We start from the raw sequence: 20,907 nt of genomic DNA on the forward strand, positions 1-20,907 counted from the left end.
GAACCCTGGGTGACGAGCGAATCCGATCGCCCGATCGGCCGTCAGGACTCCCTAGGCTGCACGGCATGCGTGTCCCCCGCACGTTCGCGTTTCTCGACCTGAGCGGCTTCACCAACTACACCGCCGCCTACGGCGACGACGCGGCCGGCCGCATCCTCGGCATGTTCCGCACACTCGTCCGCGAGGTGGCCTCCGACCGCGGGGTCCGAATCGCCAAGTGGCTCGGCGACGGCTGCATGGTCGTCGGGGTCGAGCAACTGGCGGTGATCGAGTTCGTCACCGAGCTCGAACGGCGAGCCTCGTCGGTGTGCGCACCGCTGCAACTCCGGGCGGGCGTCGCCACCGGGCGGGCACTCCTGTTCGAAGGCGACGACTACATCGGGTCTGCCGTCAACATGGCCGCCCGGCTGTGTGACCACGCCCAGAACGTCGACGTGCTCATGCCGACGATGCATCTCGATCGGTTGCCCGAAGGTGTCAGCGCCGAACCGTTCGGCGAGGTCGAGCTGCGAGGGTTCCCGGGCAAGCTCGACATCGTCCGACTGACCGGTGCACCACCGGCGATCGCGATGAGCGACGTGTCCGAACTCTGGACCCGCGACATCCTCTGAACGACGGGTCCGTTCGTTCGGCACCCGCGGCGGTAGCCACGGGCACCGAACGACGAACTCGTGACCGATCAGTCGGTCGTCAGACAGATCGCGTACACGAGGATCCGGTTGTTGTCCGCGATGTTGAACGCGTTCGACGTCGTCCATCCGGCCGGAGCATCACCGTCGGCGCCCGAGGGGTACGACAGGTAGTCCTGATCGGCGAACGCACCGGTCGGCGAGACGCGCGTGGCGGCCCCACCGGTCAGGTGGTCGCCGACGTCGCAGGCGGCCACGGGTGCCGCGTACGTACCGGGTCCGCAGCTCCCAGCGCCTCCGGTGTCGCAGTCGAACATCGCGGTCGAGATGTAGGTGCTCACGCTCCCTCCAGCCGGGATGTCGGCGATCGCATCGTCGACCTCGGACTTCGTGTAGACGTCGGCTTTGGCGTAGACGTCGGCGGCGTCCGCCTTGGCGGCGAACGCATCATCGACCTGGGCCTTGGTGTAGTACCGCTCGTCGAGATCCTGGTCGGACGAGAAGCCGAAGACGTCGATCACGACGTCGACGGTGCCGAACTGGTTGAACAGCGTGATCGCACCGTCGGCGGACAGCGCCGTCGTGATGAAGTTCGGCGTCGGCGGCTGGCCGGCGAGGTAGTTCAGGCTCGAGGTCCCCGGGTTCGAGGCGTCCGACGGCCAGATCGACAGGAACGAATCGTTCGACGGGTTGAGTGCGATCACGTTGATGCTGACCGCGTCGGCCTCGGTCGGGATCGAACACTCGCCGTTGTCACCGTGCACCTGCACGACGACCTCCTCCGCTGCGGCGAGCGGTGTCGCACGCGAGCCGATCTGATCGGGGCCCAGCCGCGTGTCGGTCAGGCGGCAGGGGGTGATCGCCTGGTAGGTCGATGACGTGCCGCTGGTTCCGGCCGCGGCGACGCCGAGTCCGCTGACGGCGAGGGCCGCTGCCAGCCCTCCGACGATCCACTTGGCGGTCCGATCGAATTTCTTCATGGTTCAGTTCTCCTCTGAGGTCGAGGGACGAACGTACGGCCGGGCGACGGCTCGATGGTGGACCCCGAGAATTGAATGCCGACCGCCACGACCTGCTATCGGAGCCCGTCCCCTGACACACTCGGCGGATGCATCCCGCCCGCCTCGTCATCGTCGGTGGCCTGCCCGGGGCCGGCAAGACCACGCGTGCGATCGAGCTCGCCGACCGCTTCGGTGCGGTCCGCCTGTCGCCCGACGACTGGCTCGAACGGCTCGGCATCGACATCTGGGACGAAGGTGCCCGATCGCGCACCGAGCGGATCCAGGCGGACCTGACGGTCGATCTCCTCCGGATCGGGGCGAGCGTGATCATCGAGTGGGGGACGTGGATGCGGTCCGAGCGGGAGGCACTCCGTGACTCGGCACGCCGAGCCGGCGCGCTCGTGCATCTCGAGTTCATGGACGCGCCCCTCGACGTGCTGTGGGAGCGCGTGCGCTCACGCGGACGAGAGCAGGAGGTCGGCGCTCGTGCGATCACCCGCGACGACCTGGTGATCTGGTCGGACCGGGTCGAGCGGCCGGGCGACGACGAGCTGGTCGGCTACGACCCGCTGCCACCGGTCGTCGCCGGCGAACGGCCCGGTTCGGCCGGGTACCCGTACGGCAACTGCCTCCCGCGCAGCCGCGTCCGGTGACGCTCCCCGGCCGGGAGATCCCGCTCCTGCCGGATCCGCGACACCCGCGTTCGCCTCAGGATCGACCCTGAGGCGGACGGTCTCAGCGTCGACCGCGGTAGGTGGCGCTGCTGCCGGAATCGTCCTTGTTGAGGCGCTTGCTCAGATGGAGCCCCTCGAGCACGAACTCCACGGCAGCGGCGATCGACGCAGCCGAGGCATCGCCCGCCGTCAGTGCGCCGACGGGTTCTCGCAGTGCCGGGACCTGCTCGACCAGCGCCGCCAGCTCGTCGCTGGTCATGTCTTCGCCGGTGTGGACGACGAGCCCGGCTTCGAACGCATCGACGATCGGCGTCGTGTGCGACGGGTCGACCCGCTCCTTGAAGACGGTGAGCACCGCGCCCTTGACGAGCGAGTCGAAGATGACGCCTTCGCGCCCGTCTTCGAGCGCCTCGATCTCGATCTTGCCGATCGAACTGGCGGCCAACGCATCGAGATCGTCGACGCGGGCGACGATCGAGTGTTCGCCGCCGCGCAACCCCCGCCGGAGGGCATTGGCGGCGAGCGCCTCGTAGTTGGAGACGCTGAGACGCACGCTCACGCCGCTGCGCTGATTGACGTGGTTGCTGGCCCGCGCGAGCTGGCTGAAGTTGGCGACGACCTCACCCAGGTACTCGGGCACGGTGACGCCGACGGTCTCGCCGATCGACAGCGGGCGCGCCTCCTGGGTCATGATCTCGTACTCCAGCTCGGCGTCGAGCGGGTAGTGCGTACGGATCTGCGAGCCAAAGCGGTCTTTCAGCGGGGTGATGATGCGGCCGCGGTTCGTGTAGTCCTCGGGGTTGGCCGAGGCGACGAGCAGCACGTCGAGCGGCAGACGGATCTTGTAGCCACGGATCTGCACGTCGCGCTCTTCGAGCACGTTGAGCAGACCGACCTGGATGCGCTCGGCGAGGTCGGGCAGCTCGTTGATCGCGAAGACGCCGCGGTTGGTGCGCGGCACCATGCCGTAGTGGAGCGTGAGTTCGTCGCTCAGGTACCGACCCTCCGCGACCTTGATCGGGTCGACCTCGCCGATCAGGTCGGCGATCGACGTGTCGGGGGTGGCGAGTTTCTCGCCGAAGCGTGTGTCGCGGTGCACCCAGTGGATCGGCGTGTCGTCGCCCATCTCCTCGACCAGGTCGCGGGCGTGCTTCGACACGGGCGCGTACGGGTCGTCGTTGATCTCGCTCCCGGCGATGATCGGCATCCACTCGTCGAGCAATCCGGTGAGCGACCGGATCATGCGGGTCTTCGCCTGGCCGCGTTCACCGAGGAAGATGACGTCGTGACCGGCGAGCAGGGCGTTCTCGAGCTGGGGCATCACCGTGTCCTCGTAGCCGAGGACCCCGTCGAACAGCGCCTCACCGGCGCTGATCTTCGCCACCGCGTTGGCGCGAATCTCCTCCTTGACCGGGCGTGATTGCCAGCCGGATGCCTTCAACTCGCCCAACGTGGTCGCGCGTTCTGCCATGCGCCGAACCTAGCCCGAACCATGCCGACACGGAGATCGGAGGATCCGCCGGATCAGATCACTGCCGAAGCCACCCAGAGGGTGATCATCCCGATCCCGAGGGTGGCGAGCAGGTTCTTCTTCCACAGTGCCATCCCGCCGGCGGCGACCAATGCGAGGGCCTCGGCGAGTTCCATGCCGGGGCCGCCTTCACCGCCGGCAGCGAGGTTCAAGGTGAGCGCCGCCAGGACGGCCGGGCCGATGCTGCGGAGGCTCCGTGCCAGCCATCCGGGGATCGTCCGGTTCGCGAGCGCGACGATCACGACCGCCCGCATCGAATACGTCATCAATCCCACCATTGCCACGATCAGCGTGGCCGACCAGACGCTCATGTCCGTGCCTCGGCCGCGCGTGCCTCGTCGCGCCACTCGACGTACGACCCGGCGGCGACACCGACGATCGCCCCGATGAGGACGCCGAGTCGGTCGGACAGACCGGCGGTCGCCAGGCCCACGAGCCCGCCTACGACGGCCGCCGCCGCCTGAGGGCGCTTGTTGATCGACGCCAGCACCAGCCCGAGGAACATGATCGGCGGAGCGAAGCCCAGACGCCACGAGTCGGGAATAACCGGACCGACCACGAGACCGAGCGCGGTCGCCCACTGCCAGTTGAGATAGAAGAACAGTCCGACCGTCAGGTAGTACCGCCTGAACTCGGCCGGTGGCCGGTCGACCTGGAGCGTCACCAGTGCGAAGACCTGATCGATCAGCATGAACGGACCGGCCCACCGCATCCATCTCGGCTGGCGCTGGAACGTCGGGGCGAGCGCCGCGCTGTACATCACGTGGCGCGTGTTGATCACGAGACCGGCGACGATGACGGCCCACACCGACGCGGTGCCGGCCAGTTCGACCACGGCGAGTTGGGCGGCACCGGCGAAGACGAACAGCGAGGTCGCCCACCCGATCGCGATCGGCATCTCACCCTCCGACACGGCGAGGCCAATCACGAAGCCGAACGGGATCGCCGGTACGAACAGCGGAACCGCGTCAGCGACGGCACGGCGGTCGATCCATCCGGCTGGTCGCGGGTCGGTCATCGCGCCGAGGGTACCCACGCACCCCGATCGGTACGATCGCCTGGTGGACCTCAACGGGGTGTGGCGGGTAACAGCCGCCGACGACGAGCAACGGCGCGACGGCATCGGCCTCGCGACCGACGACTCGTCATGGCCCGAGATCACGGTTCCCGGCCACTGGCGGACGCACCCCGAGTTCGCCGACAGCGACGGTCCGCTGCTCTACCGCCGACGCTTCGAACTCGACGAGCTGCCCGAACAGCGACGCCGTTGGCTGACCCTCGACGGCATCTTCTACCAGGCCGACGTGTGGTTCGACGGCGCATATCTCGGCGACGCCGAGGGATACTTCATGCCGCACACGTTCGACGTCACGGCGCTGAGCCAGATCGGTGACGAGCACGTCGTCGCGGTCGAGACGGTGTGCTCACCACAAGACAGCCATCGCGGCAAACGCAACATCACCGGCATCTTCCAGCACTGGGACGGCATGGACCGCGACTGGAACCCGGGCGGCATCTGGCGCCCGGTGCACCTCTACGACACCGGGCCGGCGCGCATCGATCGACTCCGTGTCCTCTGTCGAGACGCCGACGAGGCCCGGGCCCACCTCCTCCTCAGGGCGTCGCTCGACTGCGACCAGAGTCGAGCGGTGGTGGTGCGCACGTTCGTCGACGGCGAGGTCATGACCGAGACCGAACGCCGTCTCGCCGCAGGCGCGAACGAGGTCAACTGGAGCATCGACATCTCCAACCCACAGCTGTGGTGGCCACGTTCGCTCGGCGAGCAGCCGCTCACCACGGTCGAGGTCGAGATCGAGATCGACGGACGGATCAGCGATTCGCGCATCCGCCGGACCGGCCTCCGGGTCGTCGCCTGGAACGACTGGTCGTGCTCGGTGAACGGGGAGCGACTGTTCCTGAAGGGCGCCAACCTGCTCCCCACGCGTGCCGGAATGGCCCACGCGACCACGACCGCTATGCGGCGCGACATCGAGCTCGCCGCCGAGGCGGGGCTCGACGTCCTGCGGGTCCACGGACACATCGCACCGCGTCAGATCTACGACGCAGCCGACGAACTCGGGATGCTCCTGCTCCAGGACTTCCCGCTCCAGTGGGGCTACGCCCGCTCGGTCAGGTCGCAGGCGATCACCCAGGCCCAGGCCGCCGTCGACCAGCTCGGTCACCACCCGTCGATCATCCAGTGGAACGCGCACAACGACCCGGCCGCCGTGGCGATCGGCATCGAGGGCGACAGCACCAGGTCGCGGCTCCGGTACCTCGCTGCGCACCAACTGCCGTCATGGAATCGCACGGTCCTCGACCGGTGGGTGCGCCGGTCGTTCGAGCGAGCCGACCCGACCCGACTGTGCGTGCCCCACTCCGGCGTCCTCCCCCACCTCCCGCTGCTCGACGGGACCGACAGCCACTTCTACTTCGGGTGGTACCACGGCGACGTGCGCGACATCGAACGTCTCGCTTCGACCGTGCCGCGGGTGATGCGGTTCCTCTCCGAGTTCGGCGCCCAGGCGGTCCCCGAGACCGCCGACTTCATCGACGCCGACGCCTGGCCCGACCTCGACTGGGACACCCTCGAAACCCGCCACGGCCTGCAGAAGTGGGTGTTCGACCAACGGGTTCCGCCGGCCGACTTCCCCACGTTCGACGCGTGGCGACAGGCGACGCAGCGGTACCAGGCCGAACTGATCCGACACCACATCGAACTCCTGCGTCGGCTCAAGTATCGACCGACCGGTGGCTTCTGCGTCTTCGCGCTGAACGACCCGGCACCGGTGGTGTCGTGGAGTGTGCTCGACGACGAGCGGGTGCCGAAGCTCGGGTGGGAGGCGCTCAAGCGAGCTTGCGCGCCGGTCATCGTCGTCGCCGACCGTCCGCCCGAGGTCGTCGCTCCGGGCGAACCGCTGGCACTCGACGTCCACGTGGTCAACGACCTGCGCCACACGATCGGCGGCGCCGTCGTCGACGTCACCGCGTCATGGTCGGGCGGCTCGCGGCGATGGCGCTTCGGTGGCGACATCGAACCCGACGACTGCGTGCGCGTCGGCAAGGTCTCGATGGACGTCCCCGACACCCTCGGCGCACTCAACGTCGACATCGTGCTCACGGCCGGCGAGCTGATCCAGACCAACCACTACTCCACCGCGATCACCCACGTCCCGACCTGACCGGGAGCTATCCCACAGCTGCGCACTGAACCTCGCCTCCGACGGCGGGATAATATAGCAATCTCACAGGCAGCCGTCGGTGTGCAAAGGCTTCGGTGGGATCCGGAGAGTACGCAATGCCAGAGCCACATGACCTGATCATCCGAAACGCCCGAATCATCGATGGCAGCGGGGGCCCCTCTCGCTGGGGCGATGTCGCTGTCGATGACGATCGGCTCGTGTCGGTCGGCGAGCAACCGGTTGGCACCGGACGCATCGAGATAGATGCAGCGGGCAAGGCGGTCGCCCCCGGCTTCATCGATGCCCACACCCACGACGACCGCGCCCTCCTGAGCGACCCGGCGATGGCCTGCAAGGTGAGTCAGGGGGTGACGACCGTGATCACCGGGAACTGCGGGATCAGCCTTGCGCCCATCCGGCGTGCCGAACGTCCGCCGGCACCGCTCGACCTGCTCAGCCGCTCGGCGAGTTCCTTCTTCGAGCGCTTCGCCGACTACCTCGACGCGCTGGCATCGGCTCCCGCTGCCGTCAACTCCGTGGCTCAGGTTGGACATTCGACGCTGCGCGTCGCCCACCTCGCCAACCTCGAACGGCCAGCAACCGCCGGCGAGATCCGGCGCATGCGCGCAGACCTGGAGCGTTCGCTGAACGCGGGCGCTGCGGGCCTGTCGACAGGACTCTTCTACCCACCGGCCCAAGCGGCTTCGATCGACGAGGTGGCAGAGTTGGCCTCGGGGTTGGTTCGTTTCGGCGGTTTCCACACGACTCACATGCGCGACGAGGGCGATCGCGTGCATGACTCGCTGGCTGAATCGTTCAAGATCGGGCGACGAGCGGGGGTACCGGTCGTCATTTCGCACCACAAGTGCTCCGGCAGCGCCAACTTCGGGCGCTCTACCGAGACGCTCGCGATGCTCGACACGGCACGTGCCTCCCAGACCGTTGGCTTCGATGTGTACCCGTACTCGGCAGGCTCGACATCGTTGGCCGCTGGACGCCGGCTCGGAGCCGACCGGACGACGATCAGTTGGTCCGAGCCTCACCCGGAGTTCGCGGGTCGCGATCTCGATTCTGTCGCCGCCGAGCTGTCCTTGAGCGTCGACGAAACCGTTGCGGCTCTCAGCCCCGCCGGCGGGATCTTCTACGCAATGGACGAGACGGACGTTCAGCGGATCGTCTCGCATCCTGCGGCGATCATCGGATCGGACGGGTTGCCACATGACACCCACCCACACCCCAGGCTGTGGGGCACCTTCCCGCGGGTCCTCGGTCGCTATTCGCGCGAACTCGGACTCTTCCGGATCGAGGATGCCGTCGCCAAGATGACCTCACGCTCTGCGACCACGTTCGGCATCCGCGACCGAGGACTGTTGCAGACCGGCAACTACGCCGACCTCGTGATCTTCGACCCAGAGTCCGTCATCGACGAGGCAACGTACGCAGACCCGCAACGACAGGCGACCGGCATCGAGTTGGTCGTCGTCAACGGGACCGTCGTCTGGCAAGATCGGAGATCGACCGGTGCCCGGCCCGGGCGTCCACTCCGGCCTACGAGGTAGCCCTCGGTCCACGACCGCGGGACTCTTGCGGAATGTCCCCGCCGCAGAGCCCCTCCGGTCCCCTCAGTAGGTGGCCCGACCACCTGAGATGTCGTGACAGGCACCGGTGGAGAAGCTGCACGCCTCGGAGGCGAGCCACCCCACGAGGTCGGCAACTTCGGTGGCTGTACCCGAGCGTCCCATCGGGATCCGCGACAACATGTAGGCAAGGACGTCGTCATCCGTCCCTGCGTTCATCGGAGTGGCGATCACCGCGGGGGCAATGCTGTGGACGAGCACGCCGTCTGCGGCAACCTCCTTCGCGACCGCCTTGGTCAGGCCGATCACACCCGCCTTCGACGCCGAATACGCTGCCAGATTCGGGTTGCCCTCCTTGCCTGCGATGCTGGCGATGTTGACGACTCGTCCCCAGCCTGCAGCCCGCATCCCCGGGACGAAGGCGCGCATCATGTTGAACGTCCCGGTGAGGTTGACGGCAATGGTTCGCTCCCACGACTCGGTCGACACCTCCCAACTCGGCTGATTCGGCCCGACGACTCCTGCGCTGTTCACCAACACGTCCACAGCGCCGACGGCCTCGCTGAGACGGCTGACATCGGACGCGTCGGAGATGTCCACCGAGTAGAAGGCCTCATACTCCGACGGGCATCCGTCATCGGGCATCCTCAAGTCGGCACCGATGACCGAGTAGCCATCGCGATGAAGTCGAGCGCACGCTGCGAACCCGATGCCCTGTGCGGCACCGGTGACCAGGGCGCGGCGGGCCGGATTCGACGGGCTCATGCTCGGTGAGCCTCCCTCGTTCACGTCGGTTCCGGGGCAGATTCGGCCGACGACGACAGCGCCTGAAATGGCTCGATGATCTTGAGGATCTCCGCTGCCATCGATCGGATGGTCGGCTCCGTGAAGCGTTCGGCCGGTCCGGTGATCGACAGGCAAATCGGCGCTTGCCGATCCCCCTGCAAGTTCAACGCCACAGCGAGAGCGGCCGTACTGTCGAGCGCTTCGCGCACGTTGATGGCGTAGCCGTCGTGCCGGATGTCATCGAGTTGGGCCCGCAACTTCTTCTTCGACGTGATGGTCGTCGGCGTATAGCGCTTCAAGGTGATCCGGTCGAGGATCTCGGTGAGCCGACCCGATTCTTGACATGCGAGGTAGGCCTTGCCGACCGCTGTCGCGTGTAGTGGGTCCTCGGTCCCGAGATTGAAGATCACTCGAAGGACGTTCTGGCTCTCGATCGTCCCGACGATGAGCATCGCATCACCCGCCGGAATCGAGATGTGCACGGTCTCGCCCGTGAGATCACGCAACCGCTCGGCGATGGCGATGGCCTTGTCCATGCGGAAGCCCGCTGAGGCTGCCTCACCGACCCGAATCAGCCCGTGCCCGAGGCGATAACGCCCCTGCTGCTCGTCGACCGCCACCCAATCGAACCTGCGCAACGTTCCGAGGAGGCGCAGTGCGTTGCTCTTGTGCACTTCCAGCTCGAGGGCGACGTCATCGAGCCTCATCGACTTCCGCTCGGCCAACAGTTCGATGACGCGAATGACTCGAGCGGCACTTTGCAGCATCTCCATTGGCGTGTCTCCCTTTCTCTTCGCAGCAGGTCTACCACCGGGATTTCGCTTGACCGGCCCGGACCGTGTTTGACGCCGACCCACACCCGGGGCAGAATAGCGCTACAAGCACCATCATTGCGTTGTACGCAACACACGCTATCAGCCGAACCGACCGTCCAAGGGGACAGATGTGATCACAGTTCCGTCGGAACACCGAGCGTTCGCGTACGACCCGGGATTGTCCCCGGTCGAGTCGGTCGATTCGGGGACCACCGTCATATTCACGACGGAGGACGCTCGGTGCGGCGCGCTCCTCGACCGCGAGCGCGGCGTGTCATATCGATTGCCGCTGCCGACGCCGGGGTCGGGAAACCCTGTGACGGGACCGGTCGCCGTCAACGATACCGAGCCCGGGGACGCCATTGAGGTGTCCATCGACGCCATCGACTTCGACCCGGTCGGATGGTGCGGTGCCCATGCCCACGTCGGGCCCGTCCCGACCGGGCGGGTGCCGGAACCGGTCGGCCGCACCGTCGACGTGGCCCACGGCACGATTCACTTCGGTCCTGATCTCACACTGCCGGTGAGACCGATGGTCGGTTGTGTCGGAACGGCGCCACACGACGGCCCGTGGTCCACCGCTCTCCCCGGTCGCCACGGCGGCAACATGGACCAATCGATCGTCACCGTCGGCGTGCGGGTCCTGCTGCCGGTGTACGTACCCGGGGCACTCGTCTTCGTCGGCGACCTCCACGCCTCGCAGGGTGACGGTGAGCTCTCCGGCGTCGGTCTGGAGATCGGTGGGCGCGTGACCACCACGTTGAGCCGAGTCGCCGATGCCGGCCTGGCATGGCCATGGGCAATCGCTCCCGACCGGCTCGCCGTACTCGTCGCCGGGCAGACATTCACCGAAGCTCGCGAGGCCGCTGTCGACTCGATGATGACCGCCATCGAACATTCATTGGGGATGTCCCCCGGTGAGGCGCTGGCGCTGTTGTCGATCGCCGGCGACTTGCGGATCGGCCAGTCGTACGGCAGCGGCCCCATGACCCTACGCCTCGAGGTCCCCAGAGACCTCGGCGTCTCGCCACTACCGATCACTCAAGGAGTTGCATCATGATCGTTGACATTCACTCGCATCTGGGTTGGTACCCCGATCATCAGACCGAGGAGTTCGCCAGCGAGGCACTGGCTTCGAAGAAGGTCAAGCTCGAACAATCCGGCGGCGCCGCACACGCAACCTGCCTGAACCTCCACTCGTACGACTCACACCCCGAACAACACTGGGAAGCATCCACCAACGCCGACCGGGTCGTGGTCTTCGGCCTCCAAGCCAAAGCCACCGGATTCTGGGTCCCGAACGACCTGATCGCCGACTACGCCGCTGCCCACTCCGACAAGATCATCGGCTGGGCGTCGGTCGACCCGACCGACCCCGGGCATCCCGACGAACTCGAACGCTGCGTCGAAGACCTCAAACTCACCGGTCTCAAACTCGGCCCCGCGTACCAGGGATGGGACCCCACCAACCGCGACTACTGGACCGTGTTCGAACGCTGCCAGCACTACAACATCCCCGTCATCTGGCACCAGGGCACCACCTTCCCCTCCAAAGCCCGCCTACGCGTCTCACCGCCGCTCCTCCTCGAAGACATCGCCATGGAGTTCCCCGACCTCACCATGATCGTCGCCCACCTCGCCCACCCGTGGGAAACCGACCTCATCGTTCTCCTCCGCAAGACACCCAACCTCTACGCGGACATCTCAGCGGTCCACTACCGACCCTGGCGCTACTGGCAAGCCATGGTCACCGCCATGGAATACGGAGCCACCAACAAACTCCTCCTCGGCTCCGACTTCCCATCCGCCACCATCGACCACGTCATCGCCGGCCTCCGAAAAGTCAACGACATCGTCGAGGGCACCAAACTCCCCACCATCCCCACCGAAATCCAAGACCGCATCATCCACCACAACTGGAAACAAGTCCTCCCAGATCTCACCTGACCGGTCGAGCCCGGTTCCCCGGCTAGCCGGCCGAGGTCGCGATCCGTCCGTCGAGCCGCTGCACCGAGCGCCCGACATCGTGACTCAGTTCCTCGGGAAGCAGTTCGGCGGGCATGTTCTGATAGGCGATCGGACGAACCCAGCGTCGGATCGCAGTGGCACCGACCGACGTGTCCGAGGAGGTGGACGCGGGATAGGGCCCGCCGTGGTGCATCGCCCAGGTGACCGCGACACCGGTGGGATAGCCGTTCCAGACGATTCGTCCGGCGCCTGCCTCGAGGATCGGAAGTAGTCGACGGGCGAACTCCCGATCGTCGTCGTCGCACTGGAGTGTTGCCGTCAGGGCGCTCGGGAGCTTCCGCAACGTCGCCTCGAGCTGATCGTGGTCGGAGTAGCCGACCACGATCGTGAATGGCCCGAAGCACTCGTCGGCGAGCAGGTTCGACGGATCGCCGACGAGCTCGGCGATGTCCGCGAAGACCACGGTCGCGCCGTTCGAGCAACCCGAGGCGAGACCGTGCCGAGACGTCACGAGGGAGATGTCACGTGCCCGGAGCTCGTCGACCCGTCGCTCGTAGGCGGCGGCGATTCCTGTGTTCAGCAGCACCCCCGGCGTCTGACCGAGCACCGCCTCGCTGATCGTGTCGCGCACGATCGCCATGGATTCATCCGGAACGAACAACAGACCCGGTTTGGTGCAGAACTGGCCGAGACCGAGAGTGAAGCTTGCGAAGAAGTCGTGTGCGATCGATTCGCCCCGTCGACGGGCGGCCGCCTCACCGACGACCATCGGATTCACACTCCCGAGCTCTCCGTAGAACGGAATCGGCCGTTCTCGCGAGGTAGCCAAGTCGAAGAGCGCTCGACCTCCGTTCAGCGAACCGGTGAATCCGACGCCGGCGATGTCGGGGTGCTCCACCAACAGCGATCCAGCCCGTGCGCCGTGAATCAGCCCGATCGCCTCGACAGGCATGCTCGACCGGTCGAGGCCGACTCTGATCGCTCGTGCGCAACGCTCACTCGTGGCCGGGTGGGACGGGTGGGCCTTGGCAACTACTGCGCACCCAGCGGCGAGAGCCGAGGCGACATCGCCACCCGGTACCGAGAATGCCAGCGGGAAGTTCGCCGCGCCGAATACCGCGACCGTGCCGATCGGGCGCATCATCCGCCTGATCTCAGGGTGACTGTCCGTCTCCGAGTCGATCGCGACCTCGAGGAATGCCCCGTCGTCCAGCACCTCGGCGAAGTGTTCGAACTGAGCCACCGTCCGAGCGAGCTCTCCTCGCAGGCGAGTCTCACCCAACGCTGTTTCCCGGTCCGCCAACGCGACGATGGCTTCGCCGTCCTCATCCAGGGCTCTGGCGACCGCTCGCAACATCAGCGCGCGGCTCCGTCGGTCGAGTGCCATGAGCTGCGGCTGCGCAGCGACGGCTCGCGCCACGACGTCGTCGATGTCCGCGGAGGTCGACTCATCGGCGACCGCCTCCACCGACTCGCGAGTTCGAGCATCGATCGAAAACACTTCGGCCATGTCAATCCTGTCTGTCTCGGGGAGGGCCGAGAACGCCGCGTTCACGGCGATGCCCTCACGTCCTACCGATTTCGACGCCCCTACCCAGCGAGGAAACGCTCGAACACGTTCGACGTGATACGAGCCACGGTGTCGTCGATCGGGATGGCGCTCGGCCAGATGATCGAGCCAACCGAAAACACCGCGCCGCCGGATTCGGTTGTGTAGGTCACGATCTCCCCGCCGCCGTCATCGGGGTTCGCCCCTTTCGCCAGGACCTCGAGACCTTCGGGCGACTGCGGTGTGATCTTGTCGGTCTCGTGCCCGGACGCGCCACCAGGGCAGCGCATGTGCAGACTCTCTTCGCCGAACAGGTCGCCGACCTGCAATCCGGTGCCCTCGAAGATCCAATGATCGGCAGCGATCGTGCGATACGGGGCGCCGGTCATCCCACCCGACTCGGAGTACGCCACGCCGAGCAGGCTGGCCTCGGACTCGTTGTAGATGTGGAACCGGCTGTCGAGCCCCAGCTCGGTCATCTTGCCGGCGTTGCCGTACGCGCCGTTGCGGGCGACCATTGCCCCGTCGTCCGTCAGGATCACCTCGCAGTTGATGCCGTTGCCTCCGAGGTACATCAGACGTCCACCGCGCTCGCGGACCCAGTTCGCAACCTGCGAGTACATGTTCGCGGTCCAATACTCCGGATGGGCGTTGAGCACCAGCACCTTGTATCGATCGAGTTCGAGGTCGCCGGCGTCGAGTTGCGTCTCGGCGTAGAGGTCGAACTCGATACCCTGCTGCTCCATCCACCCGAGCAGCCGCCACTCGGCCGCAGCGAGGTGCGAGGCGGAGCGTCCTTCGATCGGGGAAGTCAGCGTGTCACCGAGAGGAATCGAGTTGAGCGGCTCTGGTCGTTCGAACGACAACGGGGCGTAGGTCTCCTCGGTGTAGAACACGTGGTCCGGGTTCACGTACCGGGCGAGATCCTGGCGACTGTTGACGATCGGCAAGTCCGGCAGCCGGGACATGTTCGCGTAGTTGCTGCGCCCACCGAAGTTGTTGTACGCGTTCCAGTTGATGTCGGATGCCAACACCGCGACGTCATGGCGCGGCTCCGCCGGCGCGACGATCCAAGGCCATCCGAAGAACTTCCCGGTCTCGGTCGTTGCGTGCAGGTAGTAGAGCCCCGAAGGCTCCGGTGCCTCGACGAACTGCAGGAAATGAGGCGCCGAGTAGCCGACCGCGTTCCAGTTCACACCCGTTTGGGAGTAGTCGCCATCCGGGGTGATCTGCATCGTCGCGCGAGGCCCGTGCTCGTCGTACCAACCGATGTGACGAACGAGTTCACGAGTCGCCCCGTACCGCCACAACTCGAGCTTGTAGGGCTCGATGCTGTGAACGCGGAACTCGCTGCGCCCGCCGGATCGAGCACACTTCGGCCACATGTAACCGAGCAAGCCGTCGGAGAGCAGTCGGAACTGGTGCACGTCCGCCCCGCCGGCCTCCACGCTCGACCGCTTGCTGCCGTAGCCGTCCTTGACGAGAATCACGTCGTAGGTCCCCGGCGGCACGTCGGCGTGGATCGCCCCCGATGGCGTCGATGTCACCACGAGGTCGACCGCAAGGCAGTCGCCAGCGATCTCCACCGTGACCCCGTTCAGTGCGACGAATCGTTCGTCGCTCACGTAGCCGACGATCACGACGGGTCTCGCTCGCCGCTGAATCGGCGAATCACGTTGGCCGTGACCGCCGAGACGCCCTCGTCGACCAACAGTGCGGCCGGCCACGAGATCGAACCGACCGAGAACACCGCGCCACCGGAGGGCGTGTCGAAGTGGACCATCTCTCCTCCTCCGTTGTCCGGATTCTCGCCTTTGGCGATCAGCTCGATGTTGGCCGGTGAGAACTCGTTGACTTTGTCGGTCTCGTGACCTGACGCTCCGCCCGGCGGGCACCGTCGATCGAGCGAGTCGAGGCCGAACATGTCGCCTGCGGACACATCGAGTCCAGCGAGAGACCAGTGGTCGGCGTCCAGCACCCGGTACGGGGCCGTGGTATCCATCCCGGTGAGGGTCGTCGACACGCCGAGCAGGTGCGCCTCGTTCTCGACCTGAGCCCCGAACCTGCTCGGCATGCGGGCCTCCGGAACGTCCTCGAACGAGCGCACGTTCACCCATTCCGACACGTCGCCGTTGCGAGCGATCATCGCCGTCCCGTCGTCGGTCAGTTCGACCATGCAGTTGATGCCGTTGCCACCGAGGTACATCAAGTTGCCCCCACGCTCGAAGACCCACTCCTTGGTTCGCGTGTACATCTCGCGTGTCCAGTACTCCGGGTGGGTGTGGATCAGCAAGGCGTCGTAGTCGTCGAGGTCGAGACTCCCGTCGTCGAGTTGGCCGTCGGCGTAGGTGTCGTGTGCGATCCCTTCGCGCTCGAGCCAGGCGAGCATCCGCCACTCCCCAGGAGCGAGGTGCTCGGTGCCGATCCGCCACATCGGGTCGGTGGCCTGCTCGTGCTCGCCGACGCCGTTGAACAATGCCGGCCTGTCGAAACTCAACGGGTCATAGTCCTCGCGATTCCACCATCGACCGCCGGTATCGCGGAACCACGGAGATTCCTGACGTGGCGCAATCGAGGGCCGGTCCGGCAACTGCCCGGCGGCAACGTAGTTGCTGCGTCCGCCGAAGTCGTTGTACGCGTTCCAGTTGTACTCGGAGATCAAGACAGCCAACTTGGCGGTCGGCGCACTCGGCGCCACGACGACGGGGAAGGCGAAGTGGGCACCAGAACGGGCCGACATGTGGAAGAAATACAAGCCTGATTCCTGAGGCGCCTCCCAGAACAGAGCACCGCTGGGAGGCTGAGCGCAGCCGTATCGATTCCACTGCGCCCCGCTCGCCGAGATGTCGCCGTCGGGAATCAACTGGCGGTCGCCGAGTGGCGCAAACGCCTCGTAGTGGCGCGGCTTGCCGACCGGCGCTCGCACGAAGCCGTGACGCATCAGTTGGATCCTGAACGGCTCGGCAGCGTGCAAGCACAGTTCGATCTGCTCGCCGGCACACACCGACTTGGGGCGGGCGTAGCCATACATCCGGTCGGACAGGAGCCGGAGCATCGACGGCTCACCATCAGCGGTCACCGTGATCTCGCTCACCTTCGACCCAAATCCGGGCGCTGCGAGGGAGACCTTCCAGCGGCCTACTGTGAGCGGTGCCGAGACCGCTCCTGAGGGACCGGTGCGGGCGACGAAGGTGTTCGCCGGGTGCTCCGGATCGACAAACTCGACCTGGGCATCGGCGATAGCGACGTACATTTCGTCGCTGACGTACGCGACGATTGGGGGTGCATTCATCGGGTGTCGTGACTCTCTCGGGTGGGCAACATGGCCGGAACTTGGTCGCTGAAGTGACAGGCCGCCGTATGCGGAGACCCCGCGACGACCGGTATCAACGCGGGGTCGCTGGTCGTACACGGCGCAGGATTGTCCAGTGCCGAACGAAGCCAGCACCGAGTGTGGAAGCGGCAACCCGATGGTGGGTTGCTCGGACTCGGAATATCGCCGGTCAGAACGACGCGATCACGTTCTCGCTCGATGTCCGCATCGGGTACCGGTGCCGCAGACATCAACGCCGCCGTATACGGATGGCGCGGCTGCGAATAGACGTCGCTCGCTGCGGCGAACTCTACGATTCGCCCGAGATACATCACTGCGAGATCGTCAGCCATGTGACGCACAACGGCAAGATCGTGAGAGATGAAGAGGTAGGCGACGCCTGTCTCGCGCTGGACCCGCTTGAGCAGGTTGATGATCTGCGCCTGGATCGACACGTCGAGGGCCGACACCGGTTCATCGCAGACGATCAGATCGGGTTCGACGGCGAGGGCGCGTGCGATGCCGATCCGTTGGCGCTGACCGCCACTGAACTCGAACGGATAACGCCGGCTCGCCGAACCGGGGAGACCAACCAACTCAAGGAGCTCGGTGACCCGCGCTGGATGGTTGCCGACCCCCTTACGATGAATACGCAATGGCTCCGTGATGATGTCGCCGACCGTCCACCGAGGATTCAGGCTCGACAGCGGGTCCTGAAAGATGAGCTGGAATGATCGGCGCGCATCGCGCAGTTGACGACCTGTGAGCGCAATCAGGTCGCGCCCGTTGAGTTCGATCGAGCCGCGAGCCACGTCTTGCACCCGAACGATCGCCCGACCGACGGTCGTCTTGCCAGAGCCGGATTCGCCGACGAGAGCGAGTGTCCGACCGGCGTCCAAATCGAGATCGACCCCGTCAACCGCACGAATCGGATCACCGTGCCCGACGAGGCCGTCCGGCGGACCGCGGAAGTGCACTGCCAGGTCGCGGATCTCCAAGAGTCGGCTCATCGGACAGCATCTCTCGGCCGGGCCGGGTTGTGGCACCAGGCCTCTTGGCCGTGATCGAGTAGGTGGACCGGCGGCTCGATCGTGGAGCACACGTCGATGGCGCTGTCACATCGTGGAGCAAATGCGCACCCTCCGATCGTCCGAGTGAGACTCGGCGGCTGCCCTCGAATCGAGTCGAGTTCGCCGAGGATGTCGGCGTCGACTCTCGGAACCGATCGGAGAAGTCCCAAGGTGTAAGGATGATCGGGGCCAGCGAGGACCTCTCGCGTCGGACCTGTCTCGACAACGCGACCGGCATACATCACTCCGACTCGGTCGGTGAATCCGGCAACCACGCCGAGGTCATGCGTGATGATCAAGACGGACATCTGACGTGCCGTCGTCAACTCGGCGATCAGTTCCAGGATCTGTGCTTGCACGGTGACGTCCAACGCTGTGGTCGGCTCATCGGCGATCAGCAGGTCGGGCTCACAGCACAGAGCAATCGCAATCGCCACTCGTTGACGCATCCCGCCGGAGAGCTGGTGCGGGTACTGGTCGAGACGCTCGCGAGCCTGTGGAATTCCGACGGAGTGCAGCAGGTCGACGGCGCGCGTACGGGCGTCCTTGCGTGAGAGTTCGAGGTGCGCTTCCATTGCCTCCGTGATCTGCAGACCGATCGTCAGTACCGGGTTGAGACTCGAGAGCGGATCCTGCGACACCAGAGCGATGCGCTTGCCCCGGATCGTCCTGAACTGCCTCTCGCTCAGCCCGTTCAACTGACGCCCGTCGAAGCGGATCGAGCCGCTCACCTGGGCGCGACGCGGCGACAAGCCCAGGATGCTGCGAGCTGACAGGCTCTTGCCAGATCCCGATTCGCCGACAAGCCCGAATCGCTCGGCGCTGCCGACCTCGAAGTTCAGGCCGCGCACCGCGTGGACGGCAGTCCTGCCTTCAAACGTGACGTGGAGATCGTGGACTCGCAGCAATGGTTCGACCGCTTCGTTTGGTGTCGTCATTCTCGCGACTCCGGATCGACGGCGTCGCGCAGCCCGTCACCGACGAAGTTCACTGCGAGCACGACGAGCGCGATCGCTGCGGCGGGGGGCACCCAGACCCACTGCATGTTCGACAGGACGTCCGCCGCGCGGGCCTGACTCACCATCGACCCCCAAGTCGGCGCCGGGGGGCGGACGCCGAGTCCGAGGAAGCTCAGTCCGGCCTCGGTCAGGATTGCACCGGCCACCCCGAAGGTGGCGGCGACCGAAACCGGTCCGAGCACGTTGGGGAGTAGATGACGGAAGATGATCGCACGGTTGGGTGCACCGATCACACGGGCAGCCACGACGAACTCTGCGTCGCGCAGCGCAAGAAACTGGCCGCGCACCAGCCGCGCTGTAGCCGGCCAGCCCAGCAAGGCGATCACACCGATGATGCTCTTGGTGTTCGGTCCGATCAACGACACGAAGACGACCGCCATCAGGAACGCCGGCATGCTCTGGAACGTGTCGATCAATCGACCGAGGGCACCATCGATGAAACCGCCGTAGTAGCCGGAGAGCAACCCGACCAGGATGCCGATCGTGATCGATAGGGCAACCGCCCCGAAGCCGACGATGAGCGACACCCGACTGCCGTAGACCAAGCGGGACCATACGTCGTACCCGGTGCCGTCGGTACCGAGCCAGTGCGACCCACTCGGCGACTGCCGGATCTCGAGCAGGTCCAACTGTTCGGGATCATGGGTTGCCAACAGCGGTGCGAACACAGCCATCAGAACGAACAGCGTAATGATCACCAGCCCGACCATTGCCAACTTGTGGCGACGGAACCGTGCGAGCGCCTGGCGAGCCGGCGTGAGCGCCGGCTCGGTCGCCAACAGTTCGAGTTGGAGGGCGTCGCGGTCGTCGCTCATCGCTTACGAACCAGCCGGATGCGGGGGTCCGCGACGCCGTACGCCAGATCGGTGACGAGATTGGCGATGAGGACCGTAATCGCCACGACGAGGATGACGCCCATCATCAGGCTGGCGTCGCGGCTGCTGGCGGCTTTGACCGCAAGCTGACCCATGCCGGGCCAGCCGAAGATCGATTCGGTGATCACCGCTCCGGCGACGAGGTCGGGCAGCGCAAGGCCTCCGACGGTGATGATCGGCACGAGCGCGTTTCGGAGAGCATGTCGCAAGATCACCAGACGGACCCCGATTCCCTTGGCTCGGGCGGTGACGATGTAGTCGGCGTTCAACACTTCCAGCATGCTCGCCCTCGCATAGCGGGTCACCGGGGCTGCGAGCGCCAGCCCCAGGATGGTTGCCGGCATCACCATGTGTTTGATGAGGTCGACCTTGGAGTCCTCCATCCCGGGCGTGTGCATTCCCGCGGCCGGCAGCCACTGCAACTTGGCCGCGAAGAAGTAGATGAAGACCAAGCCGACGACAAAGCCGGGAATCGCTACCATCGCCGTAGAGAACCCGGCGATCAGGTAGTCGAGAGCCGAGTACTGCCGGAGCGCGGCGATCACACCCAGCACCGTGCCGACGACCATGCCGATCACCAAGGCGGTTCCCATCAGGAGCAGCGTCGGACCGATCCGCGCCTTGAGCTCTTCGGCGACCGGTCGCTTGTTGACCACCGAGTAGCCGAGATCGCCGCCCGCTACGTCCTGCAACCAGATGCCATATCTGGCGATGACCGGCTTGTCCAGTCCGAGATCGGAGCGAAGGCCCTCGATCTCGGACTGAGACAACTGCGACAGGATCTCCGGACCCACCCGTGCTGTCAGCTGATCACCCGGAGCCATCGCCAAGGTGACGAAGCCGATGACGGTGATGATGAAGACAACGGGGATCGAGATCGCCAGTCGGCGCAGAACGTAGCGGGCGAGCAACATGTTC

The 20,907-nt window shown here is 66.0% G+C and carries 19 protein-coding genes; 7 read left to right on the plus strand and 12 right to left on the minus strand.

Annotated elements, in window-relative coordinates; all coding sequences use genetic code 11:
• Positions 1 to 65 precede the first annotated feature (65 nt).
• Complete coding sequence (locus R8G01_10585; protein MDW3214435.1) at positions 66 to 611, plus strand: adenylate/guanylate cyclase domain-containing protein; 546 nt, start codon at positions 66 to 68, stop codon at positions 609 to 611.
• 68 nt (positions 612 to 679) lie between these two features.
• Here R8G01_10585 and R8G01_10590 read toward each other — a convergent pair whose 3' ends face one another.
• Positions 680 to 1,609, minus strand: a complete 930-nt coding sequence (locus R8G01_10590; protein ID MDW3214436.1) for a hypothetical protein — start codon at positions 1,607 to 1,609, stop codon at positions 680 to 682.
• 128 nt (positions 1,610 to 1,737) lie between these two features.
• On the opposite strand from R8G01_10590, the gene R8G01_10595 reads away from it, so the two are divergent.
• Positions 1,738 to 2,283: an ATP-binding protein gene (locus R8G01_10595; GenBank protein MDW3214437.1), complete on the plus strand. Its 546-nt coding sequence runs from the start codon at positions 1,738 to 1,740 to the stop codon at positions 2,281 to 2,283.
• An 82-nt stretch (positions 2,284 to 2,365) separates the two neighbouring features.
• Here the strand turns inward: R8G01_10595 and R8G01_10600 are convergent, their stop codons facing one another.
• Genes R8G01_10600 through R8G01_10610 form a run of 3 tightly spaced genes read right to left on the minus strand, consistent with a single transcriptional unit; the run spans position 2,366 to position 4,853 of the window.
• The gene (locus tag R8G01_10600; protein ID MDW3214438.1) at positions 2,366 to 3,775 is read right to left on the minus strand and encodes a sigma 54-interacting transcriptional regulator; all 1,410 of its coding nucleotides are present in this window, start codon (positions 3,773 to 3,775) and stop codon (positions 2,366 to 2,368) included.
• Between the two features lie 53 nt (positions 3,776 to 3,828).
• Positions 3,829 to 4,146, minus strand: a complete 318-nt coding sequence (locus R8G01_10605; protein MDW3214439.1) for an AzlD domain-containing protein — start codon at positions 4,144 to 4,146, stop codon at positions 3,829 to 3,831.
• Positions 4,143 to 4,853 carry an AzlC family ABC transporter permease gene (locus R8G01_10610; GenBank protein MDW3214440.1) on the minus strand — a complete coding sequence of 237 codons (711 nt, stop codon included), beginning with the start codon at positions 4,851 to 4,853 and terminating at the stop codon, positions 4,143 to 4,145. Before R8G01_10610 ends, R8G01_10605 begins: the two co-directional genes overlap by 4 nt.
• Before the next feature lie 43 nt (positions 4,854 to 4,896).
• On the opposite strand from R8G01_10610, the gene R8G01_10615 reads away from it, so the two are divergent.
• Positions 4,897 to 7,017: a hypothetical protein gene (locus R8G01_10615; GenBank protein MDW3214441.1), complete on the plus strand. Its 2,121-nt coding sequence runs from the start codon at positions 4,897 to 4,899 to the stop codon at positions 7,015 to 7,017.
• A 218-nt stretch (positions 7,018 to 7,235) separates the two neighbouring features.
• On the plus strand, positions 7,236 to 8,576 hold the full coding sequence (locus R8G01_10620; protein ID MDW3214442.1) for a D-aminoacylase: 1,341 nt from the start codon (positions 7,236 to 7,238) through the stop codon (positions 8,574 to 8,576).
• Positions 8,577 to 8,639: 63 nt separating this feature from the next.
• Here the strand turns inward: R8G01_10620 and R8G01_10625 are convergent, their stop codons facing one another.
• Both R8G01_10625 and R8G01_10630 read right to left on the minus strand, forming a co-directional pair.
• Entirely contained in the window at positions 8,640 to 9,359 is a 720-nt protein-coding gene (locus R8G01_10625) for an SDR family NAD(P)-dependent oxidoreductase (GenBank protein MDW3214443.1), read from the minus strand.
• A gap of 20 nt (positions 9,360 to 9,379) precedes the next feature.
• On the minus strand, positions 9,380 to 10,153 hold the full coding sequence (locus tag R8G01_10630; protein MDW3214444.1) for an IclR family transcriptional regulator: 774 nt from the start codon (positions 10,151 to 10,153) through the stop codon (positions 9,380 to 9,382).
• 409 nt (positions 10,154 to 10,562) lie between these two features.
• Between R8G01_10630 and R8G01_10635 the strand changes: the two genes are divergently transcribed.
• Both R8G01_10635 and R8G01_10640 read left to right on the plus strand, forming a co-directional pair.
• Positions 10,563 to 11,255 carry an acetamidase/formamidase family protein gene (locus R8G01_10635; GenBank protein MDW3214445.1) on the plus strand — a complete coding sequence of 231 codons (693 nt, stop codon included), beginning with the start codon at positions 10,563 to 10,565 and terminating at the stop codon, positions 11,253 to 11,255.
• On the plus strand, positions 11,252 to 12,142 hold the full coding sequence (locus tag R8G01_10640) for an amidohydrolase family protein (protein ID MDW3214446.1): 891 nt from the start codon (positions 11,252 to 11,254) through the stop codon (positions 12,140 to 12,142). The genes R8G01_10635 and R8G01_10640 overlap by 4 nt, the downstream gene beginning before the upstream one ends.
• A 22-nt stretch (positions 12,143 to 12,164) precedes the next feature.
• Here R8G01_10640 and R8G01_10645 read toward each other — a convergent pair whose 3' ends face one another.
• The 4 genes from R8G01_10645 to R8G01_10660 form a co-directional block, all read right to left on the minus strand.
• The gene (locus R8G01_10645) at positions 12,165 to 13,673 is read right to left on the minus strand and encodes an aldehyde dehydrogenase (NADP(+)) (protein ID MDW3214447.1); all 1,509 of its coding nucleotides are present in this window, start codon (positions 13,671 to 13,673) and stop codon (positions 12,165 to 12,167) included.
• An 80-nt stretch (positions 13,674 to 13,753) separates the two neighbouring features.
• Positions 13,754 to 15,337, minus strand: coding sequence for a DUF6605 domain-containing protein (locus tag R8G01_10650; protein MDW3214448.1), 1,584 nt, complete (start codon positions 15,335 to 15,337; stop codon positions 13,754 to 13,756).
• Between the two features lie 11 nt (positions 15,338 to 15,348).
• Positions 15,349 to 17,004: a DUF6605 domain-containing protein gene (locus tag R8G01_10655; protein ID MDW3214449.1), complete on the minus strand. Its 1,656-nt coding sequence runs from the start codon at positions 17,002 to 17,004 to the stop codon at positions 15,349 to 15,351.
• The gene (locus R8G01_10660; GenBank protein ID MDW3214450.1) at positions 17,001 to 18,035 is read right to left on the minus strand and encodes an ATP-binding cassette domain-containing protein; all 1,035 of its coding nucleotides are present in this window, start codon (positions 18,033 to 18,035) and stop codon (positions 17,001 to 17,003) included. The genes R8G01_10655 and R8G01_10660 overlap by 4 nt, the downstream gene beginning before the upstream one ends.
• 239 nt (positions 18,036 to 18,274) lie before the next feature.
• Here R8G01_10660 and R8G01_10665 point away from each other — a divergent pair, with 239 nt between their 5' ends.
• Positions 18,275 to 18,649, plus strand: a complete 375-nt coding sequence (locus tag R8G01_10665) for a hypothetical protein (protein ID MDW3214451.1) — start codon at positions 18,275 to 18,277, stop codon at positions 18,647 to 18,649.
• Positions 18,650 to 19,029: 380 nt separating this feature from the next.
• Here the strand turns inward: R8G01_10665 and R8G01_10670 are convergent, their stop codons facing one another.
• Complete coding sequence (locus tag R8G01_10670) at positions 19,030 to 19,929, minus strand: ABC transporter permease (protein ID MDW3214452.1); 900 nt, start codon at positions 19,927 to 19,929, stop codon at positions 19,030 to 19,032.
• Positions 19,926 to 20,903, minus strand: a complete 978-nt coding sequence (locus tag R8G01_10675) for an ABC transporter permease (GenBank protein ID MDW3214453.1) — start codon at positions 20,901 to 20,903, stop codon at positions 19,926 to 19,928. Before R8G01_10675 ends, R8G01_10670 begins: the two co-directional genes overlap by 4 nt.
• Positions 20,904 to 20,907: the final 4 nt, after the last annotated feature.

This window comes from Ilumatobacteraceae bacterium, assembly GCA_033344875.1.
Lineage (GTDB): Bacteria > Actinomycetota > Acidimicrobiia > Acidimicrobiales > Ilumatobacteraceae > Ilumatobacter.